The following is a 20,390-nucleotide window of genomic DNA, read 5'->3' as shown; positions in this document are numbered from 1 at the left end:
ACGAAAAAAAAGCCCCGAGGGGCTTTTTAGTGCTGTGCTCTAATGAAGTTTCTCATGGAGATCGTTCCAAAGGTGAAGAGTATGCCTACCATGAGGACGAGAATCGGGATGTGTGGGAACCATGCGTTATTTGTCATCCCTTCAATAGCCCAGTAGAGTGGGTTCATGAGATTTGCGATCTCTAGAAGTTTGCTTACCGTTCCGAAGTCTCTTTGAATCATGTACATGAGGTAACCAAAGAAGGTTAACATGCCAAAGCCTGTAATCGGTAAAGAGACCGTTTGCTCATTTTTAATGTATCTCGCTGCATTTAATGCAACACCTAGGTTGATACAGCTTAGTAGGATAAAGTAGATACTTATTAAGAAGAAGCTACCCACTTGGATCTTTACGACAAAGTAGAGAATGACCATGACGAGAATGTCGGCGATGGAGTTTAGGAGAATATAGCTTCCAAAAATTCCTCCGATGGCGGCTCTCGGTGAGTTAGGAGCCGTAATAAGGCGTTCTAGAACACCGTTATTTTTAAAGGTTAAAAGTCTTGTCGCAAGGACTCCTGCTCCCATTCCTGAGAAGTAGCAGATGAAGAGAAGTACGATACTGTCCTTTGAGGCATCGACGCCTTTGGCATTCTCGGTCTTAACCTCAATCGCATTGGAGAAGACCTTTTTCGCTTCAAAGCCAGGAACTTCCTTTAAGAGTGCTGTCTTTGCCCTTTGCATCATCTTATCGCGTAAAAGCATGAGCATTGAAATAGACGGTGCATGCTCGCCGCGCTTTCTCACATCGAGGGTAGGAATTTCTCCACGGTCGAGTGTTTCGATGAAGTTCTCTGGGATCGTCACAATTGTCTTTAAATCGCCATTTTCTAGCATCTTTAGCGCTTCTTCTTCCGAATGGATCGATTCCTTTTGAATCTCATCGATAAAGGATACGGCTTGAGGGTCATTATTTACAAAGCCGATCGAAATGTGAACGTCTTCGTTATCTTTTGTAATGATGTAGTTCATGACGATGATGAGAATCATCGGAAGGACTGCAGAGAGGATAAGCCCCAAGGGCTTTTTAAAGCTGAGTCGGTTATTGGCACGAATCAATTTGAACATCTATACCTCCCAATACTTCACATGACATAGTGCGTAGCCTATGGCAAGGGTCACAAGTGCACCACAAGCTACTGGGATCATGTTGGGAGCGGAAGTAACAAACGTTCCACCACCCTGTAGTAGATTCATTCCATTGATCATCGATCTCGTTGGTGAGTATTTCATGATGGTAAGAAGAATCGGGTTCTGTGTTTCAATCGGAAACATAATGCCTGCAAGGATCATCTGAACGTATAAAACGATAATGGAGAGCACTTGTCCCACTTCTTTATTCAAGAAGAATCTCGTTTCTAGCATACTTAATCCTGCTACATAGAGACAGGAGACGAGAATCATTGGAAGGATCTCGAGTAAACTAACCTCTTTAAAGGCCATTCCTGTGAGCTTAAAGAACAGGAAGTAAAAGAGCGTGTAGATGATGCCTTGAAGAAAGAGTGAAAAGACATTATCGGTTAAAAATTCCGAAGGTGTCAGTGGACTCGACAAAATTCGATGTAACACATTCGTTTCTTTAAGCTTCTGGTGTCCAAGATAGTACATCGATGTGAGCATTAAGATGGAGAGTGGAAAGTAGGTGCCTGCCACTTGCTCTTTCTTACTTAGTTTCTTCGCAAAAGAAACCTCGACGTCCTTAAAGGGCATGTAGAGATCTAAGGAACGAACCTTAGCTGCGAGCTCTTGATCTTCGAGCTTTGAGAGGAATGTGTTTTCTCTAAACCCTTTTGCAATGCTCTGAACGACATTTTCTACGACCATGAACTTAAAGTCTGCCGTCTCTTCCGTCGTTTTAATGATGATCTTCGTATTTCCTTCTCCTCCGAGGGCTTCTCCAAAGCCCTTTTGAAGAATCACTCGAACCTTGGCGTCATCATCGAACGAAAAGATGGATTTCATCCCTTCGCTTGAAAGGATACTCGTAAAGAGCTTCGATTGCTCCGTTTCATCCTGATCGACGATGGCAATCTCCATCGGCTCAAACTTTTCAGGTTCCACGCCTTCAATGCCTCCCATGAGTAGGGATAGAAGGAGTGGAAGTGCGACGATGATAAGCACGCCCATTGGAGCATCGATCAATTGCTTCATCGTACTCATAAATGATGCACGTAATATTTTCATAGCTCCTCCTAATCTCTTAGCGACTTGCCGGTTAGAGCTAAGAAGACCTCTTCTAAACTAGGTTCATCGATGCGAAGGTTTTTAAGCTTGTGGTTATTTTGGTGTAAGAGTGCAATGAGATTTTCTAGACTAAAGCTCTTAGTATCGACGACGAGCTTCCAGTCGTCGATGTCCTTATCGACTTGCTGAACGCCCTCGAGAAGTCCGAGTTTACTTTGAATCTCCGCTTCTCCTTCGGTCGTTACAAAGACGTTTTGGTTACCGCCACCGAGCTTCTTAATATCTTCTTTTTTACCGTAGCTTACGACCTTACCGCCGTCGATGATGATCAAGCGGTTACAGAGGGCTTCGATCTCTTCCATGTAGTGACTCGTAAGGACGATCGTGGTGTTAAATTCGCGGTTAATCGTTCTTAAGTATTCGTGGATATAGTTTCTAGATTGTGTATCAACACCGACTGTGGGCTCGTCTAAAATTAAGATCTTGGGGTGATGTAGGATGGAGCAACCTAAGTTGAGTCTGCGCTTCATACCGCCAGAGAAGGTCTTCACTTTATCTTTTCTCTTATCTTGAAGTCCTACGATCTCGAGTGCTTCATCGACTCTCTCTTTTAAGGTCTTACCAAAAAGCCCATGGTACATGCCAAAGTACTCTAGGTTAGATACAGCACTGTATTCTTCAATGAGTGCGAGGTTCTGAGGAACGAGTCCGATTAATGACTTCGCTTCTTTACTCTCTTTTGTGATGTCATGACCTTGGATGGTAGCTGTTCCACCATCGATCTGTAAGAGTCCCGTCATCATGTTGATGGTTGTCGATTTTCCTGCACCGTTTGGTCCAATGAGTCCAAACATGTCCCCTTCAAAAATATCAAAACTTACGTTATCGACCACGAGCTTATCGCTGTAGCGCTTGGTTAAATTCTTTACTTCAATGATGTTCATCTCTACCTCCTGATTTTATTGTATAGAAAAAGTGCTCTAGGTCCTAGTCACCCAAAGCACTTTGAAAAATGACTTAAGTCATTTATTGAACGAGATGATTTTTAAAAGCAAAGATCGTAAGCTGTGTTCGATCTCTGAGGTCAAGCTTCGATAGAAGCATGGAAATTTGATTCTTTACTGTTCCAGTCGAAAGAAAGAGCTTGTCTGCAATCTCTTTATTCGTATATCCTCTTGCGACCTCTTGAATGAGTTCGACCTCTTTTTCAGAAAGGTCATACGTCTCTTGAACGCGCTCAAGATCCTTCTTTAGGTCTCCATGGAGCATAGCTGATGCGATACTGGGATGCACGACGACACTTCCTTCGTAGGCTGCTTGAACGGCCTTATAGATGACATCCGACTCGGAGTCTTTTAAGAGATAGCCACTCGCACCGTAGCTCAGTGCCTGATCGATGTATTCGCTGTCCTGAAAGGTCGTGAGGATTACGATCTTGATCTCAGGCTTCGACTTTTTAATACACCTCGTGGCTTCGACACCGTTCATTCCAGGCATTCGAATGTCCATTAAGATGACATCAATTTCTTTTTCTTGAGCAATACTGCAGGCCTCTTCGCCGTCCTTGGCATCACAGACGACTCCAATATCTCCATAGCTCTGAAGAATCACCTTTAAGCCTTCTCGAATGAGCTTTTCATCATCGACGAGCATGACTTTTATCAAACGAGTGCCTCCTGTCTCGGTAGCTCGATTCGAACGGTAAATCCATCGTCCGTCCGAACGGCCATCTCACCACCCAGTTCTTCTGTTCTTTCTTTCATGGATGAAAGTCCCATTCCAAAGATAACAGGACCCTCTACGAGGCCATTCGAATGCATCGTAAGAATGACCCTCACTTCCTCAAAGAGGATCGTAATATCTACTTTTGTAGAGTCGGAGTGGCGCTGAGTATTCGAAAGAAATTCCTGCACGGCGCGGTAAAAGACACTCGACTGGTCCTCAGAAAGGTTCCATACGAAAGGACTGACACGTTTTGTGATTTCAATCGTAGAGATGCGCTTAAAGTTTGTGATGAGCTGTTCAATCTGCTTGACGCCGTCAAACATGAGCTGTTCTTTAGGCTTTAGGGCATGAACCGTGCGACGAACGTCATCTAAAGAACTTTTCGTAAAGCTCTTAAGCTCTGTTACGAGTTCCCTCTGCGACTCATCGACCATCTTTTCGAGTGCTCCAAGTTGAATATTTAAGGTACTCAGCGCATGACCAGCGCTGTCGTGAATGTCTCTTGCGATGCGATTTCGCTCTCTGAGCTTCGTGATCTCTTCGATACTCTTGGCGTAATCTTTTAGCTCTTCGTTGGCTTCTCGAAGCTCCTCTTCAGTCTGCCTTAGCTTATCGTAGAGAGCCTGCGCTTCTACTTTTAAGTTGCCTTCAATTTGCACAGAATGGAAGGCAAGAAAGATGATAAAGCCGAGGGATGCGAGAAAGAAGAAGCTTTCTTTCGGAGGATAGAGAACATAAAAGAGTCCTCCGTAGAAAAGAACCCAGTGAAGGATTCTCCACTTTCCCTTAGAGCAGAGGCTGATGTCGGTTGCAACCATCCCGACAACGGCAAAAGCAAAGCCTGAAAAGTACTTTACCGTGAGCATCAATGAGATGATTTCTAAAAGCAGGATTACTTGCTTGGTGAAATCATGAAAGAAGCTGTAGTAAACGACCTGGCTTAACAGCACCGTCGAAAGAAAGAAGATGATGGCAAACCCTCTGTAGTTTTGAGATAGAACGAGTCCCATGAGACAAAAGACCATGAGAACGAGACGAAGTGTGACAACACTACTATTTTTCATCGAAGAAGGATTCCATCACTTTTCTTAGTTCTTTCGCTCCATACCAGTGGGACGGTTCGTTAAGCTTTACGAGCGCCATTTTTCCGCGCTTTCTCTTGCCCATGAGTCTCTGCATGATCTCGATGGGAGCATCCTTTTTCTTACCTGTAGCCATGAGTAATAGTGGAATATCTTTAGGGATGGAAAGCTTTAAGGCACTTTCGATGCTCGCACGCATGGCCTTATTTTCCATGCGATACGTATTCGATCCGACAAAGAAGTTTTGAAGCATCTTCATGTTTTCTCGAATCGAATTCGTATAGCGCTTATCTGCACTTAAGGGGAGATTTTTCGTAAGATTTAGATACTGTGCTAAGCGGTTTACGCCGATGACTTTCGTAAACGTATCTATTTGATGCTGTGTCTCTGAGTAAGAAAAATCTCTTCCTTCTGGATTTAAGATGTCATAGAGGACGAGTCCTGAGATGTCTTCTTTATAGCGATTCACATAGTCCATCGCCTGAAATGCAGCTGTCCCACGAGCGACGAGAAGGATCTCTTTAAGCCCGAGGGAATCGATAGCTTCTTTGAGCTCTTCCGAATGATTCTTTAAGGTTCTCTCCTCTTTCGCTTCATCGCTAAAGCCGTGACCAAAGGGTTCGATGACGACGACGCGGTTGTGCTTCGAAAGTTCATCGGTAAGTGGAGTAAAGTCTAGAACAGGAGCTGCCGTATAGTGGTCCGCTAAGAGGACATACGTCTTTTCGCCCTTTCCACGAACCTCGACATTCATCATCTGAAAGTTCACAGGGATTCTCGTACCGATTGGTGTGATCTTCTGTGCTTCTTGATACTCCATGCCTTTATTTACAGTAGCAGAGGCCACAAGTAGGCCTACTGCTCCTAAAATTTGATTCTGAAGCTTTTTCATTCCTTATTAACCTTTTCTACAAGGGGAGCAGTGAGTCTTGCAACGACTGGAAGATCTGTTCCGACGAGCGGTTTAACGTAGTCGACAAAGGCATCGGTCACAAAGTTACCTGCTTCATTGATAAAAGAAGGATCCATGACTTTCGTCTTTGCAGCGACTAATGAAAGATCTACGAGCTGATATTCTACGGCATAGTCACCTACGCGCTTAATCGCAACGGAACCACTCTTTTCGTGCGTTGCATAGCGGGCAGCCACTTGGCCAGCTTCTCTCGCTTCTCTCGCATCGACATCGCTTACGACACCGGCGAAGGAGCGCTGTAAGTAACCAAACGTATCGGAACGAACGCGCTTGATATTTAGGATGTTCTTCACTTCGTTTACGAGTAAGTCTCCTAATGCACCGTTACCGCTAAGTTGAATGTTTCCGTGCTGGTCCTTTTCGGTTCCGATGAGTTTTGTGACGATCGGTACGCCTTCTTCATCTTGAATGCCTTCACTTAGGACAGCTACACAGCGGCCGTATTTTTCGTAAACTGCCTTGACGTCATCTAAGAAGCGAGGAATGGAGAAATGTCTCTCTGGTAAGTAGATGAGATGTGGACCATCGTCCGGAAATACTTTTGCAAGGACGCTCGAGGCCGTTAAGAAGCCTGCATGACGACCCATGACGATAGCGATGTAGACGCCATTTAATGCGCGGTTGTCTTGGTTTACACCCATGATCGCTTGCGTTACAAAGCGAGCCGCACTACCAAAGCCTGGCGTATGGTCGTTTTCCATGAGATCGTTGTCGATCGTCTTTGGAATGTGAATGGCAACGAGCTCGTAATCGTTCTTTTCGGCATATTGTTTTACAATGCGAACGGTGTCGGAAGAGTCGTTTCCTCCGATGTAGAAGAAGTAGCGAATGTCGTGACTGCGAAGAACTTTAAACATCTTTTCGCAATAAGCTTCGTCTGGCTTGACGCGCGTACTCATAAGAGCACTAGCAGGCGTCATAGCAACCTTTTCTAAATTCTCGTTCGTTTCAAAGTCGAGTTCGACGAATTCTTCGTTTACAATGCCCTCTACACCGTGAAGTGCTCCGTAGATGTGAGTGATATTTGGATTATCTCTCGCCTCTAACACAGCTCCAACAAAGGACTGATTGATGACAGCTGTTGGCCCTCCACCTTGTGCGATTAACATCTTACCTTTGAGTCCCATTCCATATCCTTTCTAGATAGTTTACAACGCTATCCTTTTCATTCTGATCGATCGTTTCATCTGCTAGTTTTTTTAATTCGTCCATGCCATTTTTTACGGCAATCTTGTAATCGGCTTCTTCAAAGAGCCCTATGTCATTGATATTATCGCCAAAGACAGTGAAGCTCGCTTCTGGAACCATTTCTCTTAGCGCTCGAAGTGCCATTTTTTTAGAGCTCAACCGATTCGCTATCGTCATGTACCAGTAGTTCGCATAGGAACTCATCGCATGAATATCGGTGACTTCCTTTAATTCCTGAACGCTTCCTTCCGCCTTTAGGATATCCTTTTTTCGGCCAACGCACTGGATGTTTACGATCGTCTCTCGATCGAGCTCTGAGATGGAATTGATCAACTGAATTTCCAGTTCATTCATACCTCGTAAATACTCGAGATAACACTTTGTACCGAAGCTAAGTGACGTGTTTAATACATAAAGCTTTTCTCTCTTTGGATAGGCGTTAAAAAGTAAATCCCCCTTAAAATCCTTTAGTATTTCGAGTGCCCTATCGAGGTGATCCTTCTCTAAGAAATGTGCCTTTAGCTTCTCTCCCGTCTGGAAGTCTGTAATAAAGACACCATTATTTTCTATGATAGGAAGCACGATCGAAAGGTCCCCCAGTGCCCTACGAACACTCGACAAGTTTCTTCCTGTCGCCACCGTAAAGGGCAGCCCATCCTTTAAAAGAGCTTCTAGCTTTAATCTTGAGGAGCTTGAAAGGTCCCCTTTGTTGTTTAGTAGTGTGCCATCGAGATCCGAAACAAATATTTTTTTCATCATTATTTCTATCATATCACGAAAAAGTCTTGCTTACCTAGGTTGCTCCTTTATAATAGATCTAGATTAAGAATTGAGGTACAAATGAAAATTTATGATGTTTGGAAAGGCATGAGTGATTCCCTCACGACAAACGAACAGCATGCCATGTTCTGGAAGGAATACTTCGATACAGAAAAGGGAATCTACCAAGAAATTTTAAAAGAACGTCCAGAAGAAATCACTGGAACTGTTCAAGAGCTATCTGATCGCTTTCATGTAGAACCGCCGATCATGGCAGGTTTCTTAGATGGAATCAATGAATCGATCGAGACGCCAAACGATGTAGAGAACCTCGAAGAGGACTCCGTCGTAGCGCTTAAAATCGACTATCCAAAGCTCTTTAAAAATATGCTCCGTGCAAAAGCCAAGTGGCTATCGGGACTCAAAGAGTGGGATGAGATTCTAGACAAGGAGACGAAGCTTCGCTTAAAGCATGAATTTATGGCAGAGAGCATCGTCGTAAATGAAAACAAGGTGGGAAGAAACGATCCTTGTCCTTGTGGAAGTGGAAAAAAATATAAAGCTTGTTGCTTAAAGAAGGAAAAATAAACGACCCCTAGGGTCGTTTATTCCTTTTCTCGATAGACTTTTCTTCGATCTAGGCTAAAGACGGGTTCACTGAATTCTCCAGGTTTGGTCGTAAGAAGAGCTTTTTTCATGTCGTAAAGACGAGCGTCAATAATATCTAAGTGATGGAGAAGCTCGGCTTCTGGAAACATCGGTTTCTTCGGAGAGCCGTACTCTGCTTCATAGTGGTGACTTAAGATCATGTGCTCTAAGAGCATGGTCTTTTCTCTCGGTAGTTCTAATTCCTTACCGAGTTCATGAATCAAGGTAATGCCTGTCACAATGTGACCTAAGAGCACGCCCTCTGTCGTATAACCACTTACGATACCGAGGTCATTCGAATTCATCTCTCGAAGTTTATCGATGTCATGAATGAGAATTCCTGTTAAAAGGAAGTCGTAGTTCAATTCGTAGATAGGACATAAGACCTTGGCGCTCTTCATCATGCGAAGCAGGTGATAGAGAAGTCCTGAACGGATGGCATGATGGTTTCTCATGGCCGCCGGATAATAAAAGAGCTTTTCTTTATTGACTTCTAAAAGATGTAGGGCGAGCTTTTTATAATCCTCATCCTTCATTCCCTCGACTTCAGAGTGGATGTAATCGTACATCTCCTGTGGCTTTATCGGAGCACTCGCAACGATGGCAGAATAGTCGAATTCATCGCCTTCTCGGATCGGTCTCGTCTGAATGATTTTAAATTGGAGCTCGTCATTCCAAAGCGTGACATCGCCTCGAACCTTAATGATGTCACCAAGCTCTAACTCTTCTTCTAAGACTTCATCGACATCCCAAATTTTCGCATTGATTTCAGCTGTACTATCTGCAAGCTGTAGATCGAGATACTTTTTGTTGTTAGAGCTCGTGCGCAGGTTCAAACTTCGGATCATGTAGAAGCCCTCGATGCGCTGTCCTTTTTCAAAATCTATAATATAAATGTGCATAGTCACCTTTCCCTTCTTTTCCTCATCCTAGCCAATGACACAAAAGGGATTCCCATCGGGATCCTTTAACACGACGTAATCTGCTCCCTCTTCGTAGCGCCACTCCATTCGAGTAGCACCTAAGGCTAAGAGCCTTTCTACTTCTTTTTCTCTGTCATCGGTGAAGAGATCCATGTGATGCCTTCTCGCCTTTTCGCTCGTCACGCGGTTGAGTGAAAGCTGTGTGCCTTCTCCGTTTCGAGGAACGAGGATCGCAAAATCGACATCGGCAGGATATTTTAACTTGTAATCTAAGGCCTTAGACCAAAATTCAATGGCCCTCGAAAGATCCTTTACCCCCCAGACGATGGCACCTATCTCTAAACTCATGTCTCCTCCGAAAAAGAGGAGAAGCTATTCGATCGTAGCTTCTCCTTCGAGTCCAAAAAAGTACTTCCTTAATATTTCCTGATCATAGATCTCTAGGTCGCGCTCACCGGCGAGGAATTCGACGTGATGACGAAACTCGTGTCGAAGCACTTCCCTTAGCTTTTCTGTTAGACGTTCCTTATCGTAATAAGGATACAGTCTTTCAAGCGAACCATAGAAGATCGTAATCTGTTTCCCGAGAGCGTTTCTCGAATACTGACCGAGCGTATAAAGAGGCTTTTGGGGATTCGAATCGGGATGAAGCATGGCCTTATCCTCTAAAATGACCCCTAGATTGAGTTCTTTAAAGAAGGGCTCTGGGAGCTCATCGATGAGTTCACTCAATATCTCTCGAACCTCTTCATAGGAGACGATCATTACTTAACCTCTACAGGGTATTTCTTCTTAAGCTCCTCTACGTATTCATCAAAGCGCTTTTGTTGATTTAAGCTCGTCACGCGGTGATAGATGTCGTGACTTACTTCTTCGTAAGGAATTTGTTGCTCTGGTGAGGAAGAATTTCTCTTAATGATGTGGTAGCCAAATTGAGTCTGTACAGGACCACTGATCTCGCCGTCCTTTAGATCAAAGGCAGCTTGTTCAAATTCAGGAACCATTCTTCCGCGACCGAAGCTACCGAGGTTACCGCCATTTTCCTTAGATGGGCAGCTACTGAGTTCTTTTGCAAGCTCTTCAAAGCTCTCACCCTTTTCGAGGCGTTCCTTCACGGCTTTCGCACTCTCTTCGCTGTCTACGAGAATGTGTGAGCAATCGACTTCTTCTTCACGAATGAATTCTCCCTTATGAAGTTCATAGTAAGCGAGGCCTTGTTCGTTTGTAGCTTCAGAACCTTCGAGTGCACGATTGACGCTGACGCCTCTTAAGAGACCGCGCTCGATCTTACGCATTTCTTCTTTATAGAGATCGCTCTCTTGAAGCTTTCTGTCGAGACCATCTTGATAAAAAAGCTCTTGATTGATCGCTTCATTTAGTAGCGACTCTTCTCCAGCTTGTCGCATACGCTGAGCATATTCCGGTGGGACCGATGCGAGTAATTCATCGATGTCCTTTTGAGTGATTTCTTTTCCATTAACAAGTGCTAAAACTTTTTCCATGAAATTTCCTTTCTATTGTTCGTACTCCACTGATACCCCGATCGAATCAACATTTTCAGGACAAATGAATCTCGACGTTGAGAGTCCGAGGTAGCACATGAAGACGTAATAAACACTGACCATTTGTATCGAAAAGATTGCTTGTACTAAGTAACCAAAGATACCCGAGAGAAAGAGGACGATCATAGGACAGTCCTTTAGACGCTTAAAGGCTTTCATTAAGACGAGGATGATAAAGCCCAAGTAGAGGATAAGTGCAGGAATTCCTCCGCTCACTAAGATATTTAAGTACTCATTATGAGCTTTATCCCAGTTCAGATACTTTCCAAAGTCTTTTTCAATCTGTGCTTTATAGCGCGTATACATGGCATCGCTCATGTTTTCTACACCATAGCCTAAAAGTGGCTTTTCTTTAATGAGTTCGATGCACTTTTTCCAAAGATAGACGCGGTTCGTTCCAGCGGTCTTCGCATGTTCCGGATCGGTTACGACCTTCTTTACGTCGACCTTTGCGATCGTGACACGCTTTGTTAACACACCATTACTCGTCCTGTCGAAGCCTACAAAGACAGCTCCTGTGATGAGTAGTGCGATGAGTCCGTAGATGATCACTCGCTTCTTAGGAAACACACGAAGACTTAATGAGAAGAGCACGATCATCGATACGCCAAAGCCGATCCAAGCTCCTCTCGTTCTCGTACAGAGAAGCGTAAAGAGGATGAAGGCAAAGGGAATGAAGTAAACGGGTTTTCGTTCCTTTAGGGCGACATAGAGGCTGATGGGTAACACCAGTACGAGGTAGCTTCCCAAGAAGTTTGGGTTTCCCATCGTGGAAAAGGTAAGGCCGATCCAGGAATCAGGATAGAGGTGTAAGAAGGGTGGATCGAGGTGATAGAACTGAAGGACACCGTAGATACAGATGAGTATCGATGAAACGATGACACCCTTTAAAAACTTCATCGTGATACGACTCGATTTTGCCACAAAATAAGCGATCATGTAGAAGGCCATCGATAAGATTCCATCATGGCGTGCATTGGAACCGATGAAGGCGTATTCAATATCACTCGCAAAGAAGGCGGTAAAGGTTAGCCAGAGGAAGTAGAGGCCTAACATTTTATCTTCTGGCTGTGAAAAACCCTCCAAAGAAGAGCTTGTAAAGGCATGCAAAAAGAAAACCAAAGAAAGTACCGCTAACGCAATGAACTTCGTGAGCGCTACATTAAAACTATGGCCATCAGGAAACATCAGTAAAGGAAGTACCATGAGGTACATAAAGAGCATTTTGTTGTTAAAATCAATATTTTTTTTCTCTGTCATAGAAACCCCTTGACCCATTATAGCAAAACTCAAGACGTTGTAAAAGGATAAGCTTTGACAAGAAAACCTGTACGCTCTATACTTAAGGTAAGTATCGATGCGAAGATAGAGTACGAGATGATCTTCTCTAAAGAGAGTATCCGGGTGGTGTGAGGATATGGGAAGAACTTTGGAATGGACCTTCAAGATACATCGCGTGAGCGTTATACTTAGAGACCAAAGGTAGGTGGTACCGCGGGATTTCCGCCCTACTCATGGTCTTTTTTTATTATGGAGGAAAAATGAAACAGCGAATTTTTAGCGGCGTACAGCCGAGCGGATCACTTACGATTGGAAACTACTTAGGAGCACTTAGAAACTGGGCTAGACTTCAAGACGACTACGAAGCCATCTATTCGATTGTAGACATGCATGCGATTACGGTAAGACAAGATCCTGAGCTACTTCGTAAGAGAACGCTAACAAACCTCGCTCTCTACATCGCAAGTGGTGTGGATCCAGAAAAGAACACCTTTTTTATTCAATCGCACGTCAAGGAACACGCTGAACTCAGCTGGATCCTAAACTGCTTTACCTACATGGGTGAACTCTCTCGTATGACGCAGTTTAAGGACAAGTCGAAAAACCTCGGTGACAGCATCGGAGTCGGCCTCTTTACGTATCCCGTACTTATGGCTGCGGACATCCTTCTCTATCAAACGGACCTCGTTCCCGTAGGCGATGACCAAAGCCAACACGTAGAGATCACGCGTGACATTGCAGAGCGTTTTAATAACCTCTTCGGACCTACCTTTAAGATGCCAAAGACCTTCTTAAATAGTCACGGTTCACGCATCTACGACTTACAGGATCCGACAAAGAAGATGAGTAAGTCAGAAGAAAATAGCGCTGGTGTGCTCTTCCTTTCAGACGACGAAAAGACACTACGAAAGAAAATCGCGAGATCGGTTACCGATAATATTGGTAAGATTCAATATAACGACGAACAACCAGGCGTAAAAAACTTACTAAACATCTATTCACTCATTACCGAAAAGAATATTGATGAATGCTTAGCACATTTCGATTCAAAAGGGTATAAAGCACTAAAAGACGACGTGACGGATGCGGTGCTTTCTGTCATCCTTCCACTTCAAGAACGTGTAAATGAGCTCTTAGCAAAACCTGCAGAGCTTGAAGAAATCTATCGCTTAGGAGCTAAGCACGCTTCAGAAATTGCTAAGGAAACGTTAGACGACGTCAAAACGAAAATCGGTTTTATTCTTTAGGAGGTATCATGAATATTGGCTTGAAAGACGGTCAGTTCATCACATTTGATGAATCCATGGCGACTCGTCATGCGCTCATTGCTGGAGCGACAGGAACGGGTAAAACAGTAACGATTAAGCTCTTAAGTGAGGAGTTTTCAAAGCAAGGTGTTCCTGTCTTTATCACAGACATCAAGGGCGATCTTTCAGGCTTTATGAAAGCTGGATCGATGAACCCAAAGCTCGAAGAGAGACTCCAATCGATCGGCGCACCTACTCCAACATTCGAGTCCTTCCCAACCGTCTTCTGGGACATCTATAAGACGAGTGGCGTTCCGCTTCGTACGACCATCTCAGAGATGGGTCCACTCCTTTTAAGTCGTCTCTTAAACCTCAATGAGGTTCAGACGGGTGTCCTCTACATCGTCTTTAAGATCGCTGACGAAGAGGGATTACTACTCCTAGACTTTAAGGATCTTCAAAAGATGCTTCTCTTTGTCCAAGAGAATCGTAAGGAACTATCTGAAGTCTACGGAAATATCCAAGCAGCATCGATCGGTGCTATTCAAAGAGCACTTCTCATCCTAGAGCAACAAGGTGCTAGCGATTTCTTCCAAGAACCGGCTCTAGACATCAGAGATTTCCTTCGTACAGAGGACGGAAAAGGCGTCATTAACATTCTAGACGCTAGAAAGATCTACCTCTCCCCAGACCTCTACAGTGCCTTTATCCTCTACCTCTTATCAGAATTCTATGAGAACCTTCCAGAGGTTGGAGATAACCCACTTCCAAAGCTCGTCTTCATCTTTGAAGAAGCACACCTGATCTTTCAGAATGCCTCCAAAGCACTCTTAGAAAAGATTGAGCAAGTCGTAAAACTCGTCCGTTCAAAGGGCGTTGCGATCTTCTTCTCTACACAAAACCCAAGAGACATTCCAGACAATGTCCTAGCTCAAATTGGTAACCGCATTCAACATGCTCTTCGTGCCTTTACACCGGCCGAGCAACGCGTCGTTCGCTCCATTGCAGACACCTTCCGTCAAGAAGAAGGTATCGACATGTTCGAAGAGCTCTTGAACTTAAAGATCGGACAAGCGATCATCAGTACCCTAGATATTAAGGGTCAACCGAGTGTCGCTCAAAAGGCTTACATTTTAGCTCCTGCTTCAGCCTTTGAACCCTGTAGCGCTGATGAAGTCGATCAGACGGTTCGAAATTCCTTCTGCTATTCTAAATATGAAAAGTCCTTTGACAGTGAAAGTGCTTATGAACTTCTAACGAAGCGCATGGAAGAAATGCAAAAGGAAAAAGAAAAGGCCGAGGAAGCACCGAAGGAAGAAGAGAAACAAGGTGGTTTCTTCGACGGACTCTTTAAGAGTCGCTCCAGATCAGACTCTCCACTACAACGAATGGTAAAAAATGCGATGGGCTCTATCGGAAGCCAAATTGGACGCAACATCGTCCGCGGCATTTTTGGAAATATGAGGAAATAATGATCGTTTTATATGAATCTCAAACAGGTCACGTCAAACAATACGCCGAATGGTTAGCAGAAGCACTCGACGCCAAATGTCTCCCACTTAAGGAAGCAAAAAACCTAAACGTCTACGATGGCATCGTATTCGGTGGCTGGCTCTCCGCAAGTAAGATTGCAGGGTACTCAAAAGTTAAGGATCAAAAGAACTTAAAGGCCGTCTTCGCTGTCGGTTCTCTTCCAAAGGAGCTAAACGATAACAATAAGGCCATTCAAGCGAATAAGCTAGAAAAGCCTTACTTCTACCTTCCTGGTGGAGTCGATTTCGAAAAGCTAAGCTTTCCGATGAAGTCGGTGCTTAAACTCTTAAAGGGAGCACTTTCTAAGAAAAAAGATCCCTCTAAGGCAGAAGCTTATATTGTAGAGAAGTACCAATCTTCCTACAATCTCGTAGAAAAAGAAGCGCTCAATGAAATCATTGAGCACTTAAAGAGTACACTTTAATACGTGATAACCGGAGCTCCTCTCAATGGTTTCTATATTAGAAAACATGGTTTGGAGCTCTTTTTTTGCGCTCTCTAGTCCTTGCTTCTTTTGAATGACAAGGATCAGAGAACCACCCTCTTTTAGGACCTCTTTCGCTTCACGAAACATCGAATAGATGGAGTCCTTTCCCGTTCGAATGGGTGGATTTAATAAGACGTAGTCGAAGGGACCTAGTCCTTGAAGCGTCTCAACGTTTAGAACTTTGCCTTTAAGGTTATTTTTTACAAGATTTTTTTCAATGAGACTTACAGCCCGGTCGTTGATCTCAACGAAAGTAGCCTTTATCCCCTTTCGCTTCATGAGAATGATCCCGATGGGGCCATATCCTGCCCCATAGTCTAAAACTTCTCCTTTAATGAAGGGCTCTACGGCTTTAATGAGAACTTCTGAGCCGTAGTCGAGGCGATCCTTACTAAAGACACCGTGGTCTGTAATAAAGGAGTACTCCTCTTGAAAGAGCTTCACCTGTATCGTTTTTTCAGCGCTCTTAAGCTCGCTGTTATTCGTATAGTAATGTGTATTCAATAGAACCTCCCCATGCGGATGATTCCTGCCCCGTCTAGGATGTCTTCAAGATTAAGGGTGATCCGCTGCCCCCATGTAGATAACTCTAAAAGAAAGGTATCTCCTTCTTCGTAACCTGTAATCGTCATGTAGTGATTGGAATACGCTTTTAACTTCTTGTGAAAGAGAAGAAGGAGTAGTACGGGATGTTTTTCATCGATACTTTCTTTAATAAAGGCCTTAAAGGAGGCTAAATTGCCCCTTTTAAGGACTCGAAACCGCTTCGTTTGACCTAGGGCTTTTAGGTACTTTGAAAGTCTGTGGATAACTAGTGTAAAACAAGGGAGACCGTACGTATTCTCATGAATGAAGGGATTAAAGGCATGAAGTGGCGATAAGACGCGGTATAGTCCATTCATGACGTGGACAAATTGCTCTTTACTGGGAGTAAAGTTACCCATGTAATAGAGCACGATGTTCGTCGCTGCAACGACTCCGCAGCCTCCCGCTTTTCTTCGAGGTTCTTCAAACCAGCTTTGATTTCCTCCGAAATAGAGGTTATCAACTCTAGGAAAGTTCACTAAACTGATCATCTTTTATCCTTGTTGAGTCTGTGAATAACTTGTGGAAAAGAATCCCATCTATAAGCCGTTCATCCTGCCCCATTTGAGAGCGTTACTAACAGTATTCACACTTTATCCACACGTGCTTTGTGTATTAAGGGGAAGGTTCGGTGTGGCATTCACATCGAGGTCTGCTGTAACCCCTCTTTGATAGAGATAGTAGCCCGCAGATGCGATCATGGCCGCATTATCGGTGCAGAAACTGAGCTTTGGATAACGAACGTCCACCCCGAGTTCGTCGAGCTTTGTTCGAAGAGACATGTTGGATGCGACACCACCTGCGATCACGATGCGCTTTTCTTTGGTCTTTTCAAGTGCTCGTCTCACCTTTTCAATGACGACTTCTAGTGCCGCCTCTTGGAAGGAATAGGCGATATTTGCGCGGTCTTCATCGGATTCGATGGGATTTTTATCGATATACTGGCGAATGGCGCTCTTTAAGCCACTGAAGCTAAAATCGAGCGAATCGTCCTCTAAAAAGGGACGTGGAAATCCCAGATCCTTGGTTCCCTTCTTTGCAAGCTTTTCAAGTTCAGGTCCACCTGGATAAGGTAATCCTAAGAGTCTTGCGACCTTATCGAAGGCTTCTCCAAGCGCATCATCTCGAGTAGCTCCAAGAAGCGTATAACTTCCATAGGATGGAACGTGATAGAAGTGCGAATGACCGCCACTAACAATAAGTGCTAAGAAGGGCGGTTCGAGCTCTGAAAAAGCCAGATAATTCGCAGCAATGTGACCATCGAGGTGATGCACTGGAACAAGGGGTTTTCCTAATGCAAAGCTCATGGCTTTTGCGAAACTAACCCCTACGAGGAGTGCCCCTACAAGCCCTGGTCCCACCGTCACAGCGATCGCCGAGAGATCTTCTTTTTTTACGCCACTTTCTAATAGCGCTTTTTCTACGACACCTTCGATTTTTTCGACGTGCTTTCGCGAGGCGATTTCTGGGACGACGCCTCCAAATGATTTATGAATTTCTATCTGTGAGTAGACGACGTTAGATAAGATTTCTCGACCGTCTTTTACGACGCTCGCAGCCGTCTCATCACAGCTCGTCTCAATTCCTAAAATAATCGTGCTCATTATCTTCCTTCATCGATGACAAATTGATAAAATGCTTTTTCTTCACTCTTTTCGCGATCCGTGAGTGTTCCTACGGCTTGAGCGTAAACGGTAAATTCCTCTTCCCCGTCGACATCCAATAGAGAATCGGAAAGCGTTTGTTCGTAGGCTCCGATACCGCACGTGCCGAGTTTTAGAGCTTCTGCACCTAAGTAGAAGCTCTGTCCGATGTGACCGAGGTCTATGAGTGCAATGTGGTGACTAAAGATGTCATAGCGCCACTCAAAGCGGTAGCAGACGGCCGTCATGAAAAAGACGACGTCGCTCTTTACGGCCCAGGCTTGCTCCTCTAGGCTCTTAAAGAGCTCTTCATCGCTAAATTCTTTTATAAATTCTAAGGCATGCTCTCCTGCGAGGTAGTGATAAATGCCTCGCTTTAGTCCCTCTACGTTTCGTGCCGCGAGATAGCACTCAAAGCCATGGCGTGCACCTCCACTCGGAACCGTTCGAAGCGTCGCATAGCTCTTTCCACGTCTTCCCTTAATGCCTTGTGCACACCATAAGAGAAAAGAGAGCTCTAAGAGCGTAATGCCCTTTTCTTCGTAGAGTCTTCTCGATTTTCTCGCATCTAAAAGCTCGAATAAGTTGTCCTTTAGATGGAGCGACGTGAAGTCTTTCGGAAGGGGAACGACGATCTCTCGCTTTCTCTCATGAAAAAGGGGAGGCTGTGGTAACTTTTTATCTTGGTCCGATTCAAAATCACTACTCGTAGATTTCATAAAGTTTCGGCCGGATTCAAATCGTTTCATTCTTTTGTCCTCACAAAGACGACCGATGAAGAGGAGTCGTCCTTCGGTTCAATGCGCTTTAATTCAAATTCACCGAGGCTCTGAACGAAGAGTGTGAATTTCTTAAAGCCAAAGTTACGAACGTCAAAGTCTGGATAGCGCTTGGCTAGTTGATTTCCTAAGTCTGCACTACTGATCCAACCGTCCTCAGCACTGTTTTCATCGACAATGGCTAAGAGAGCCTTTTTAATGATCGTAAGCTTCGTCTGAGGTTGTGGCGTTTTATGAACGACGCGCTTTTGCGTGCTCTGACGCGTGATGCTCTTCTTATGACCGTTTTCATTGTCATAGAGAATATCTAAGTACTTAAACTGGTTACATGCGCTAATAAAGGCCTGAGGTGTCTTACTCTCACCCATGCCGATGACCTTTTTCGCACTTTCACGAAGACGAATGGCTAAGCGAGTAAAGTCACTGTCACTCGAAACAATGCAGAAGCCATCGACGTCTCCAGAGTAGAGAATGTCCATGGCATCGATGATGAGTGCAGAGTCCGAGTTGTTCTTTCCTGAGGTGTAACTGTACTGCTGGATGGGTGTGATCGAGTACTCTAAGAGCACCTCTTTCCAAGAGCTATGCACAAGACTCGTCCAGTCGCCGTAAATTCTTCTGTAGGTTACGACGCCGAAGCTTGCGATCTCGTCCAAGATGATACGGACGTATCGACTCGAAATGTTTTCGGCGTCGATGAGTAGGGCAAATTTTAATTCATTCATGGTACTTCCTATTCTAGTTGTATCCCATCGAGCTTCGCTTGTGCCTCAGCTTCTCTTAAGTAGATGGGGGTTAGATCCTCAGTATAATGGCCGTCTTGGTAGCAAAGGATCGCACCCTTTGCATAGTCATAAAAGGGTACTTCTAAGAAACTTCCTGACACTTGCTCCATAAAGGCTTCGATGGATTCACCGCTAAAGGTCACATCCTTAGGAAGCTTTTCTAAGAGTTCTGGAAAGGAGCAGTTTTGTGGAGGTAGTTCTACCTCACCGTAGGAAGCGGCATACACTCGATTTCTTCTGGCATCGATTAAGGGAACACGTGTCGTTCCTAAAAACTTGGAGCGTGCTTCTAAGCTTGAAACACCGTAGACGGGAATTCCCAGTGCACTTTTAAAACCAAGTGCTGTGGCAATGCCTATACGAAGTCCTGTAAAGGATCCTGGTCCAAGGCTTACGACGATGCCATCGAGATGATTCATGGTGACATCATGTTTTTTAAGGATCTTATCGATAAGAACGAGAAGGGTCTTTGCGTGACCGTTTTCACTCTTATCTCTCATGCAGTCGATGGATCCTTCTATTTCTAAAGCGACAGAACAGTACTTTGTCGCCGTATCAAAGGCTAAAATCATACTTCCTCCCAAGTGAAAATGCGCTTTTCACCATCTCTTTGAATGTGCATGCGAGTGGCTTCCGGTAAGAGATCCCGGGCAATGTCTGGCCATTCGATCACAATATGATCGCGCTCTAAGTACTCTTCAAAGCCGATGGCTAAGAGCTCCTCCTCTTCAAGGATGCGGTAGAGGTCCATGTGAATGAGTTCTACGGGGTGATCATATTCTTTAATGATCGAATACGTAGGAGATACGATGTGTTCTTTAATGCCCATCGCTTCAGCGAGCGCTTGAACAAAGGTGGTCTTTCCTACACCGAGATCTCCTTCTAGAAGAAGGATGTGAAAGCCCTTTTCAGCAAAGGACTGAGCTAATTTTTTTGTATCTTCTAAGGTCTTTGCTTCAAATGTCATA

At 44.4% G+C, this 20,390-nt stretch carries 24 protein-coding genes; 4 read left to right on the top strand and 20 right to left on the bottom strand.

From position 1 onward, the window contains the following. Positions 1-26 precede the first annotated feature (26 nt). The 8 genes from ACUB3H_RS04835 to ACUB3H_RS04800 form a co-directional block, all read right to left on the bottom strand. Positions 27-1,106 (bottom strand): ABC transporter permease, encoded by a 1,080-nt coding sequence (locus tag ACUB3H_RS04835; RefSeq protein WP_459129530.1) that lies wholly within the window; start codon positions 1,104-1,106, stop codon positions 27-29. Beyond that, complete coding sequence (locus ACUB3H_RS04830; RefSeq protein WP_459129529.1) at positions 1,107-2,222, bottom strand: ABC transporter permease; 1,116 nt, start codon at positions 2,220-2,222, stop codon at positions 1,107-1,109. It lies immediately after the preceding gene. A gap of 8 nt (positions 2,223-2,230) precedes the next feature. After that, positions 2,231-3,166 (bottom strand): ABC transporter ATP-binding protein, encoded by a 936-nt coding sequence (locus tag ACUB3H_RS04825; protein ID WP_459129528.1) that lies wholly within the window; start codon positions 3,164-3,166, stop codon positions 2,231-2,233. Positions 3,167-3,248: 82 nt separating this feature from the next. After that, positions 3,249-3,875, bottom strand: coding sequence for a response regulator transcription factor (locus ACUB3H_RS04820; RefSeq protein WP_459129846.1), 627 nt, complete (start codon positions 3,873-3,875; stop codon positions 3,249-3,251). Between the two features lie 8 nt (positions 3,876-3,883). Then, positions 3,884-5,011 (bottom strand): sensor histidine kinase, encoded by a 1,128-nt coding sequence (locus tag ACUB3H_RS04815; RefSeq protein ID WP_459129527.1) that lies wholly within the window; start codon positions 5,009-5,011, stop codon positions 3,884-3,886. Further along, complete coding sequence (locus tag ACUB3H_RS04810; protein ID WP_459129526.1) at positions 5,001-5,921, bottom strand: alpha/beta hydrolase; 921 nt, start codon at positions 5,919-5,921, stop codon at positions 5,001-5,003. Before ACUB3H_RS04810 ends, ACUB3H_RS04815 begins: the two co-directional genes overlap by 11 nt. After that, complete coding sequence (locus ACUB3H_RS04805) at positions 5,918-7,129, bottom strand: 6-phosphofructokinase (RefSeq protein ID WP_459129525.1); 1,212 nt, start codon at positions 7,127-7,129, stop codon at positions 5,918-5,920. Before ACUB3H_RS04805 ends, ACUB3H_RS04810 begins: the two co-directional genes overlap by 4 nt. Continuing rightward, positions 7,113-7,946: an HAD-IIB family hydrolase gene (locus tag ACUB3H_RS04800; protein ID WP_459129524.1), complete on the bottom strand. Its 834-nt coding sequence runs from the start codon at positions 7,944-7,946 to the stop codon at positions 7,113-7,115. Before ACUB3H_RS04800 ends, ACUB3H_RS04805 begins: the two co-directional genes overlap by 17 nt. Positions 7,947-8,030: 84 nt before the next feature. Between ACUB3H_RS04800 and ACUB3H_RS04795 the strand changes: the two genes are divergently transcribed. Next, positions 8,031-8,537: an SEC-C metal-binding domain-containing protein gene (locus tag ACUB3H_RS04795; protein ID WP_459129523.1), complete on the top strand. Its 507-nt coding sequence runs from the start codon at positions 8,031-8,033 to the stop codon at positions 8,535-8,537. A 17-nt stretch (positions 8,538-8,554) separates the two neighbouring features. Here the strand turns inward: ACUB3H_RS04795 and ACUB3H_RS04790 are convergent, their stop codons facing one another. The 5 genes from ACUB3H_RS04790 to ACUB3H_RS04770 are packed head-to-tail and all read right to left on the bottom strand — an operon-like array spanning position 8,555 to position 12,342. Beyond that, the gene (locus ACUB3H_RS04790) at positions 8,555-9,499 is read right to left on the bottom strand and encodes a 3'-5' exoribonuclease YhaM family protein (protein WP_459129522.1); all 945 of its coding nucleotides are present in this window, start codon (positions 9,497-9,499) and stop codon (positions 8,555-8,557) included. A 27-nt stretch (positions 9,500-9,526) separates the two neighbouring features. Further along, a complete protein-coding gene (locus ACUB3H_RS04785) occupies positions 9,527-9,868 on the bottom strand; it encodes a VOC family protein (RefSeq protein ID WP_459129521.1) in 342 nt (113 codons plus the stop codon). 24 nt (positions 9,869-9,892) lie between these two features. Beyond that, a complete protein-coding gene (locus tag ACUB3H_RS04780) occupies positions 9,893-10,285 on the bottom strand; it encodes a metallopeptidase family protein (RefSeq protein ID WP_459129520.1) in 393 nt (130 codons plus the stop codon). Next, positions 10,285-11,022 (bottom strand): peptidylprolyl isomerase, encoded by a 738-nt coding sequence (locus ACUB3H_RS04775; protein ID WP_459129519.1) that lies wholly within the window; start codon positions 11,020-11,022, stop codon positions 10,285-10,287. The genes ACUB3H_RS04780 and ACUB3H_RS04775 overlap by 1 nt, the downstream gene beginning before the upstream one ends. A gap of 12 nt (positions 11,023-11,034) precedes the next feature. Then, positions 11,035-12,342, bottom strand: a complete 1,308-nt coding sequence (locus ACUB3H_RS04770) for an O-antigen ligase family protein (protein ID WP_459129518.1) — start codon at positions 12,340-12,342, stop codon at positions 11,035-11,037. Positions 12,343-12,623: 281 nt separating this feature from the next. Here ACUB3H_RS04770 and trpS point away from each other — a divergent pair, with 281 nt between their 5' ends. From trpS to ACUB3H_RS04755, 3 genes are read left to right on the top strand one after another with little or no spacing between them, the layout of a single operon-like run. Then, positions 12,624-13,610 (top strand): tryptophan--tRNA ligase, encoded by a 987-nt coding sequence (trpS, locus tag ACUB3H_RS04765; protein ID WP_459129517.1) that lies wholly within the window; start codon positions 12,624-12,626, stop codon positions 13,608-13,610. Positions 13,611-13,618: 8 nt separating this feature from the next. Beyond that, the gene (locus tag ACUB3H_RS04760) at positions 13,619-15,082 is read left to right on the top strand and encodes a helicase HerA-like domain-containing protein (RefSeq protein ID WP_459129516.1); all 1,464 of its coding nucleotides are present in this window, start codon (positions 13,619-13,621) and stop codon (positions 15,080-15,082) included. After that, positions 15,082-15,567 (top strand): flavodoxin domain-containing protein, encoded by a 486-nt coding sequence (locus tag ACUB3H_RS04755; RefSeq protein WP_459129515.1) that lies wholly within the window; start codon positions 15,082-15,084, stop codon positions 15,565-15,567. The genes ACUB3H_RS04760 and ACUB3H_RS04755 overlap by 1 nt, the downstream gene beginning before the upstream one ends. Here the strand turns inward: ACUB3H_RS04755 and ACUB3H_RS04750 are convergent. From ACUB3H_RS04750 to tsaE, 7 genes are all read right to left on the bottom strand, one after another. After that, positions 15,550-16,134 (bottom strand): class I SAM-dependent methyltransferase, encoded by a 585-nt coding sequence (locus ACUB3H_RS04750; RefSeq protein ID WP_459129514.1) that lies wholly within the window; start codon positions 16,132-16,134, stop codon positions 15,550-15,552. The two genes, ACUB3H_RS04755 and ACUB3H_RS04750, sit on opposite strands and share 18 nt — an antisense overlap. Then, on the bottom strand, positions 16,131-16,706 hold the full coding sequence (locus tag ACUB3H_RS04745; RefSeq protein ID WP_459129513.1) for a C39 family peptidase: 576 nt from the start codon (positions 16,704-16,706) through the stop codon (positions 16,131-16,133). Before ACUB3H_RS04745 ends, ACUB3H_RS04750 begins: the two co-directional genes overlap by 4 nt. 102 nt (positions 16,707-16,808) lie before the next feature. Beyond that, positions 16,809-17,819: a tRNA (adenosine(37)-N6)-threonylcarbamoyltransferase complex transferase subunit TsaD gene (tsaD, locus tag ACUB3H_RS04740; RefSeq protein WP_459129512.1), complete on the bottom strand. Its 1,011-nt coding sequence runs from the start codon at positions 17,817-17,819 to the stop codon at positions 16,809-16,811. Next, positions 17,819-18,607 (bottom strand): SagB/ThcOx family dehydrogenase, encoded by a 789-nt coding sequence (locus tag ACUB3H_RS04735; RefSeq protein ID WP_459129511.1) that lies wholly within the window; start codon positions 18,605-18,607, stop codon positions 17,819-17,821. The genes tsaD and ACUB3H_RS04735 overlap by 1 nt, the downstream gene beginning before the upstream one ends. Then, positions 18,604-19,362: an NYN domain-containing protein gene (locus ACUB3H_RS04730; RefSeq protein ID WP_459129510.1), complete on the bottom strand. Its 759-nt coding sequence runs from the start codon at positions 19,360-19,362 to the stop codon at positions 18,604-18,606. The genes ACUB3H_RS04735 and ACUB3H_RS04730 overlap by 4 nt, the downstream gene beginning before the upstream one ends. Positions 19,363-19,370: 8 nt before the next feature. Further along, a complete protein-coding gene (gene tsaB / locus ACUB3H_RS04725; RefSeq protein WP_459129509.1) occupies positions 19,371-19,994 on the bottom strand; it encodes a tRNA (adenosine(37)-N6)-threonylcarbamoyltransferase complex dimerization subunit type 1 TsaB in 624 nt (207 codons plus the stop codon). Then, positions 19,991-20,389: a tRNA (adenosine(37)-N6)-threonylcarbamoyltransferase complex ATPase subunit type 1 TsaE gene (gene tsaE / locus ACUB3H_RS04720; protein WP_459129508.1), complete on the bottom strand. Its 399-nt coding sequence runs from the start codon at positions 20,387-20,389 to the stop codon at positions 19,991-19,993. Before tsaE ends, tsaB begins: the two co-directional genes overlap by 4 nt. Position 20,390: the final 1 nt, after the last annotated feature.

The sequence above is a fragment of the Guggenheimella bovis genome (genome assembly GCF_054492335.1).
This window is presented reverse-complemented; position numbering and strand designations above follow the sequence as displayed.

What these genes read in the sequence shown, in the direction of transcription:
- ACUB3H_RS04835 (WP_459129530.1), bottom strand. Translation starts at nt 1,106, where the DNA reads ATGTTCAAATTGATTCGTGCCAATAACCGACTCAGCTTTAAAAAGCCC.
- ACUB3H_RS04830 (WP_459129529.1), bottom strand. Translation starts at nt 2,222, where the DNA reads ATGAAAATATTACGTGCATCATTTATGAGTACGATGAAGCAATTGATC.
- ACUB3H_RS04825 (WP_459129528.1), bottom strand. Translation starts at nt 3,166, where the DNA reads ATGAACATCATTGAAGTAAAGAATTTAACCAAGCGCTACAGCGATAAG.
- ACUB3H_RS04820 (WP_459129846.1), bottom strand. Translation starts at nt 3,875, where the DNA reads ATGCTCGTCGATGATGAAAAGCTCATTCGAGAAGGCTTAAAGGTGATT.
- ACUB3H_RS04815 (WP_459129527.1), bottom strand. Translation starts at nt 5,011, where the DNA reads ATGAAAAATAGTAGTGTTGTCACACTTCGTCTCGTTCTCATGGTCTTT.
- ACUB3H_RS04810 (WP_459129526.1), bottom strand. Translation starts at nt 5,921, where the DNA reads ATGAAAAAGCTTCAGAATCAAATTTTAGGAGCAGTAGGCCTACTTGTG.
- ACUB3H_RS04805 (WP_459129525.1), bottom strand. Translation starts at nt 7,129, where the DNA reads ATGGGACTCAAAGGTAAGATGTTAATCGCACAAGGTGGAGGGCCAACA.
- ACUB3H_RS04800 (WP_459129524.1), bottom strand. Translation starts at nt 7,946, where the DNA reads ATGAAAAAAATATTTGTTTCGGATCTCGATGGCACACTACTAAACAAC.
- ACUB3H_RS04795 (WP_459129523.1), top strand. Translation starts at nt 8,031, where the DNA reads ATGAAAATTTATGATGTTTGGAAAGGCATGAGTGATTCCCTCACGACA.
- ACUB3H_RS04790 (WP_459129522.1), bottom strand. Translation starts at nt 9,499, where the DNA reads ATGCACATTTATATTATAGATTTTGAAAAAGGACAGCGCATCGAGGGC.
- ACUB3H_RS04785 (WP_459129521.1), bottom strand. Translation starts at nt 9,868, where the DNA reads ATGAGTTTAGAGATAGGTGCCATCGTCTGGGGGGTAAAGGATCTTTCG.
- ACUB3H_RS04780 (WP_459129520.1), bottom strand. Translation starts at nt 10,285, where the DNA reads ATGATCGTCTCCTATGAAGAGGTTCGAGAGATATTGAGTGAACTCATC.
- ACUB3H_RS04775 (WP_459129519.1), bottom strand. Translation starts at nt 11,022, where the DNA reads ATGGAAAAAGTTTTAGCACTTGTTAATGGAAAAGAAATCACTCAAAAG.
- ACUB3H_RS04770 (WP_459129518.1), bottom strand. Translation starts at nt 12,342, where the DNA reads ATGACAGAGAAAAAAAATATTGATTTTAACAACAAAATGCTCTTTATG.
- trpS (WP_459129517.1), top strand. Translation starts at nt 12,624, where the DNA reads ATGAAACAGCGAATTTTTAGCGGCGTACAGCCGAGCGGATCACTTACG.
- ACUB3H_RS04760 (WP_459129516.1), top strand. Translation starts at nt 13,619, where the DNA reads ATGAATATTGGCTTGAAAGACGGTCAGTTCATCACATTTGATGAATCC.
- ACUB3H_RS04755 (WP_459129515.1), top strand. Translation starts at nt 15,082, where the DNA reads ATGATCGTTTTATATGAATCTCAAACAGGTCACGTCAAACAATACGCC.
- ACUB3H_RS04745 (WP_459129513.1), bottom strand. Translation starts at nt 16,706, where the DNA reads ATGATCAGTTTAGTGAACTTTCCTAGAGTTGATAACCTCTATTTCGGA.
- tsaD (WP_459129512.1), bottom strand. Translation starts at nt 17,819, where the DNA reads ATGAGCACGATTATTTTAGGAATTGAGACGAGCTGTGATGAGACGGCT.
- ACUB3H_RS04735 (WP_459129511.1), bottom strand. Translation starts at nt 18,607, where the DNA reads ATGAAACGATTTGAATCCGGCCGAAACTTTATGAAATCTACGAGTAGT.
- ACUB3H_RS04730 (WP_459129510.1), bottom strand. Translation starts at nt 19,362, where the DNA reads ATGAATGAATTAAAATTTGCCCTACTCATCGACGCCGAAAACATTTCG.
- tsaB (WP_459129509.1), bottom strand. Translation starts at nt 19,994, where the DNA reads ATGATTTTAGCCTTTGATACGGCGACAAAGTACTGTTCTGTCGCTTTA.
- tsaE (WP_459129508.1), bottom strand. Translation starts at nt 20,389, where the DNA reads ATGACATTTGAAGCAAAGACCTTAGAAGATACAAAAAAATTAGCTCAG.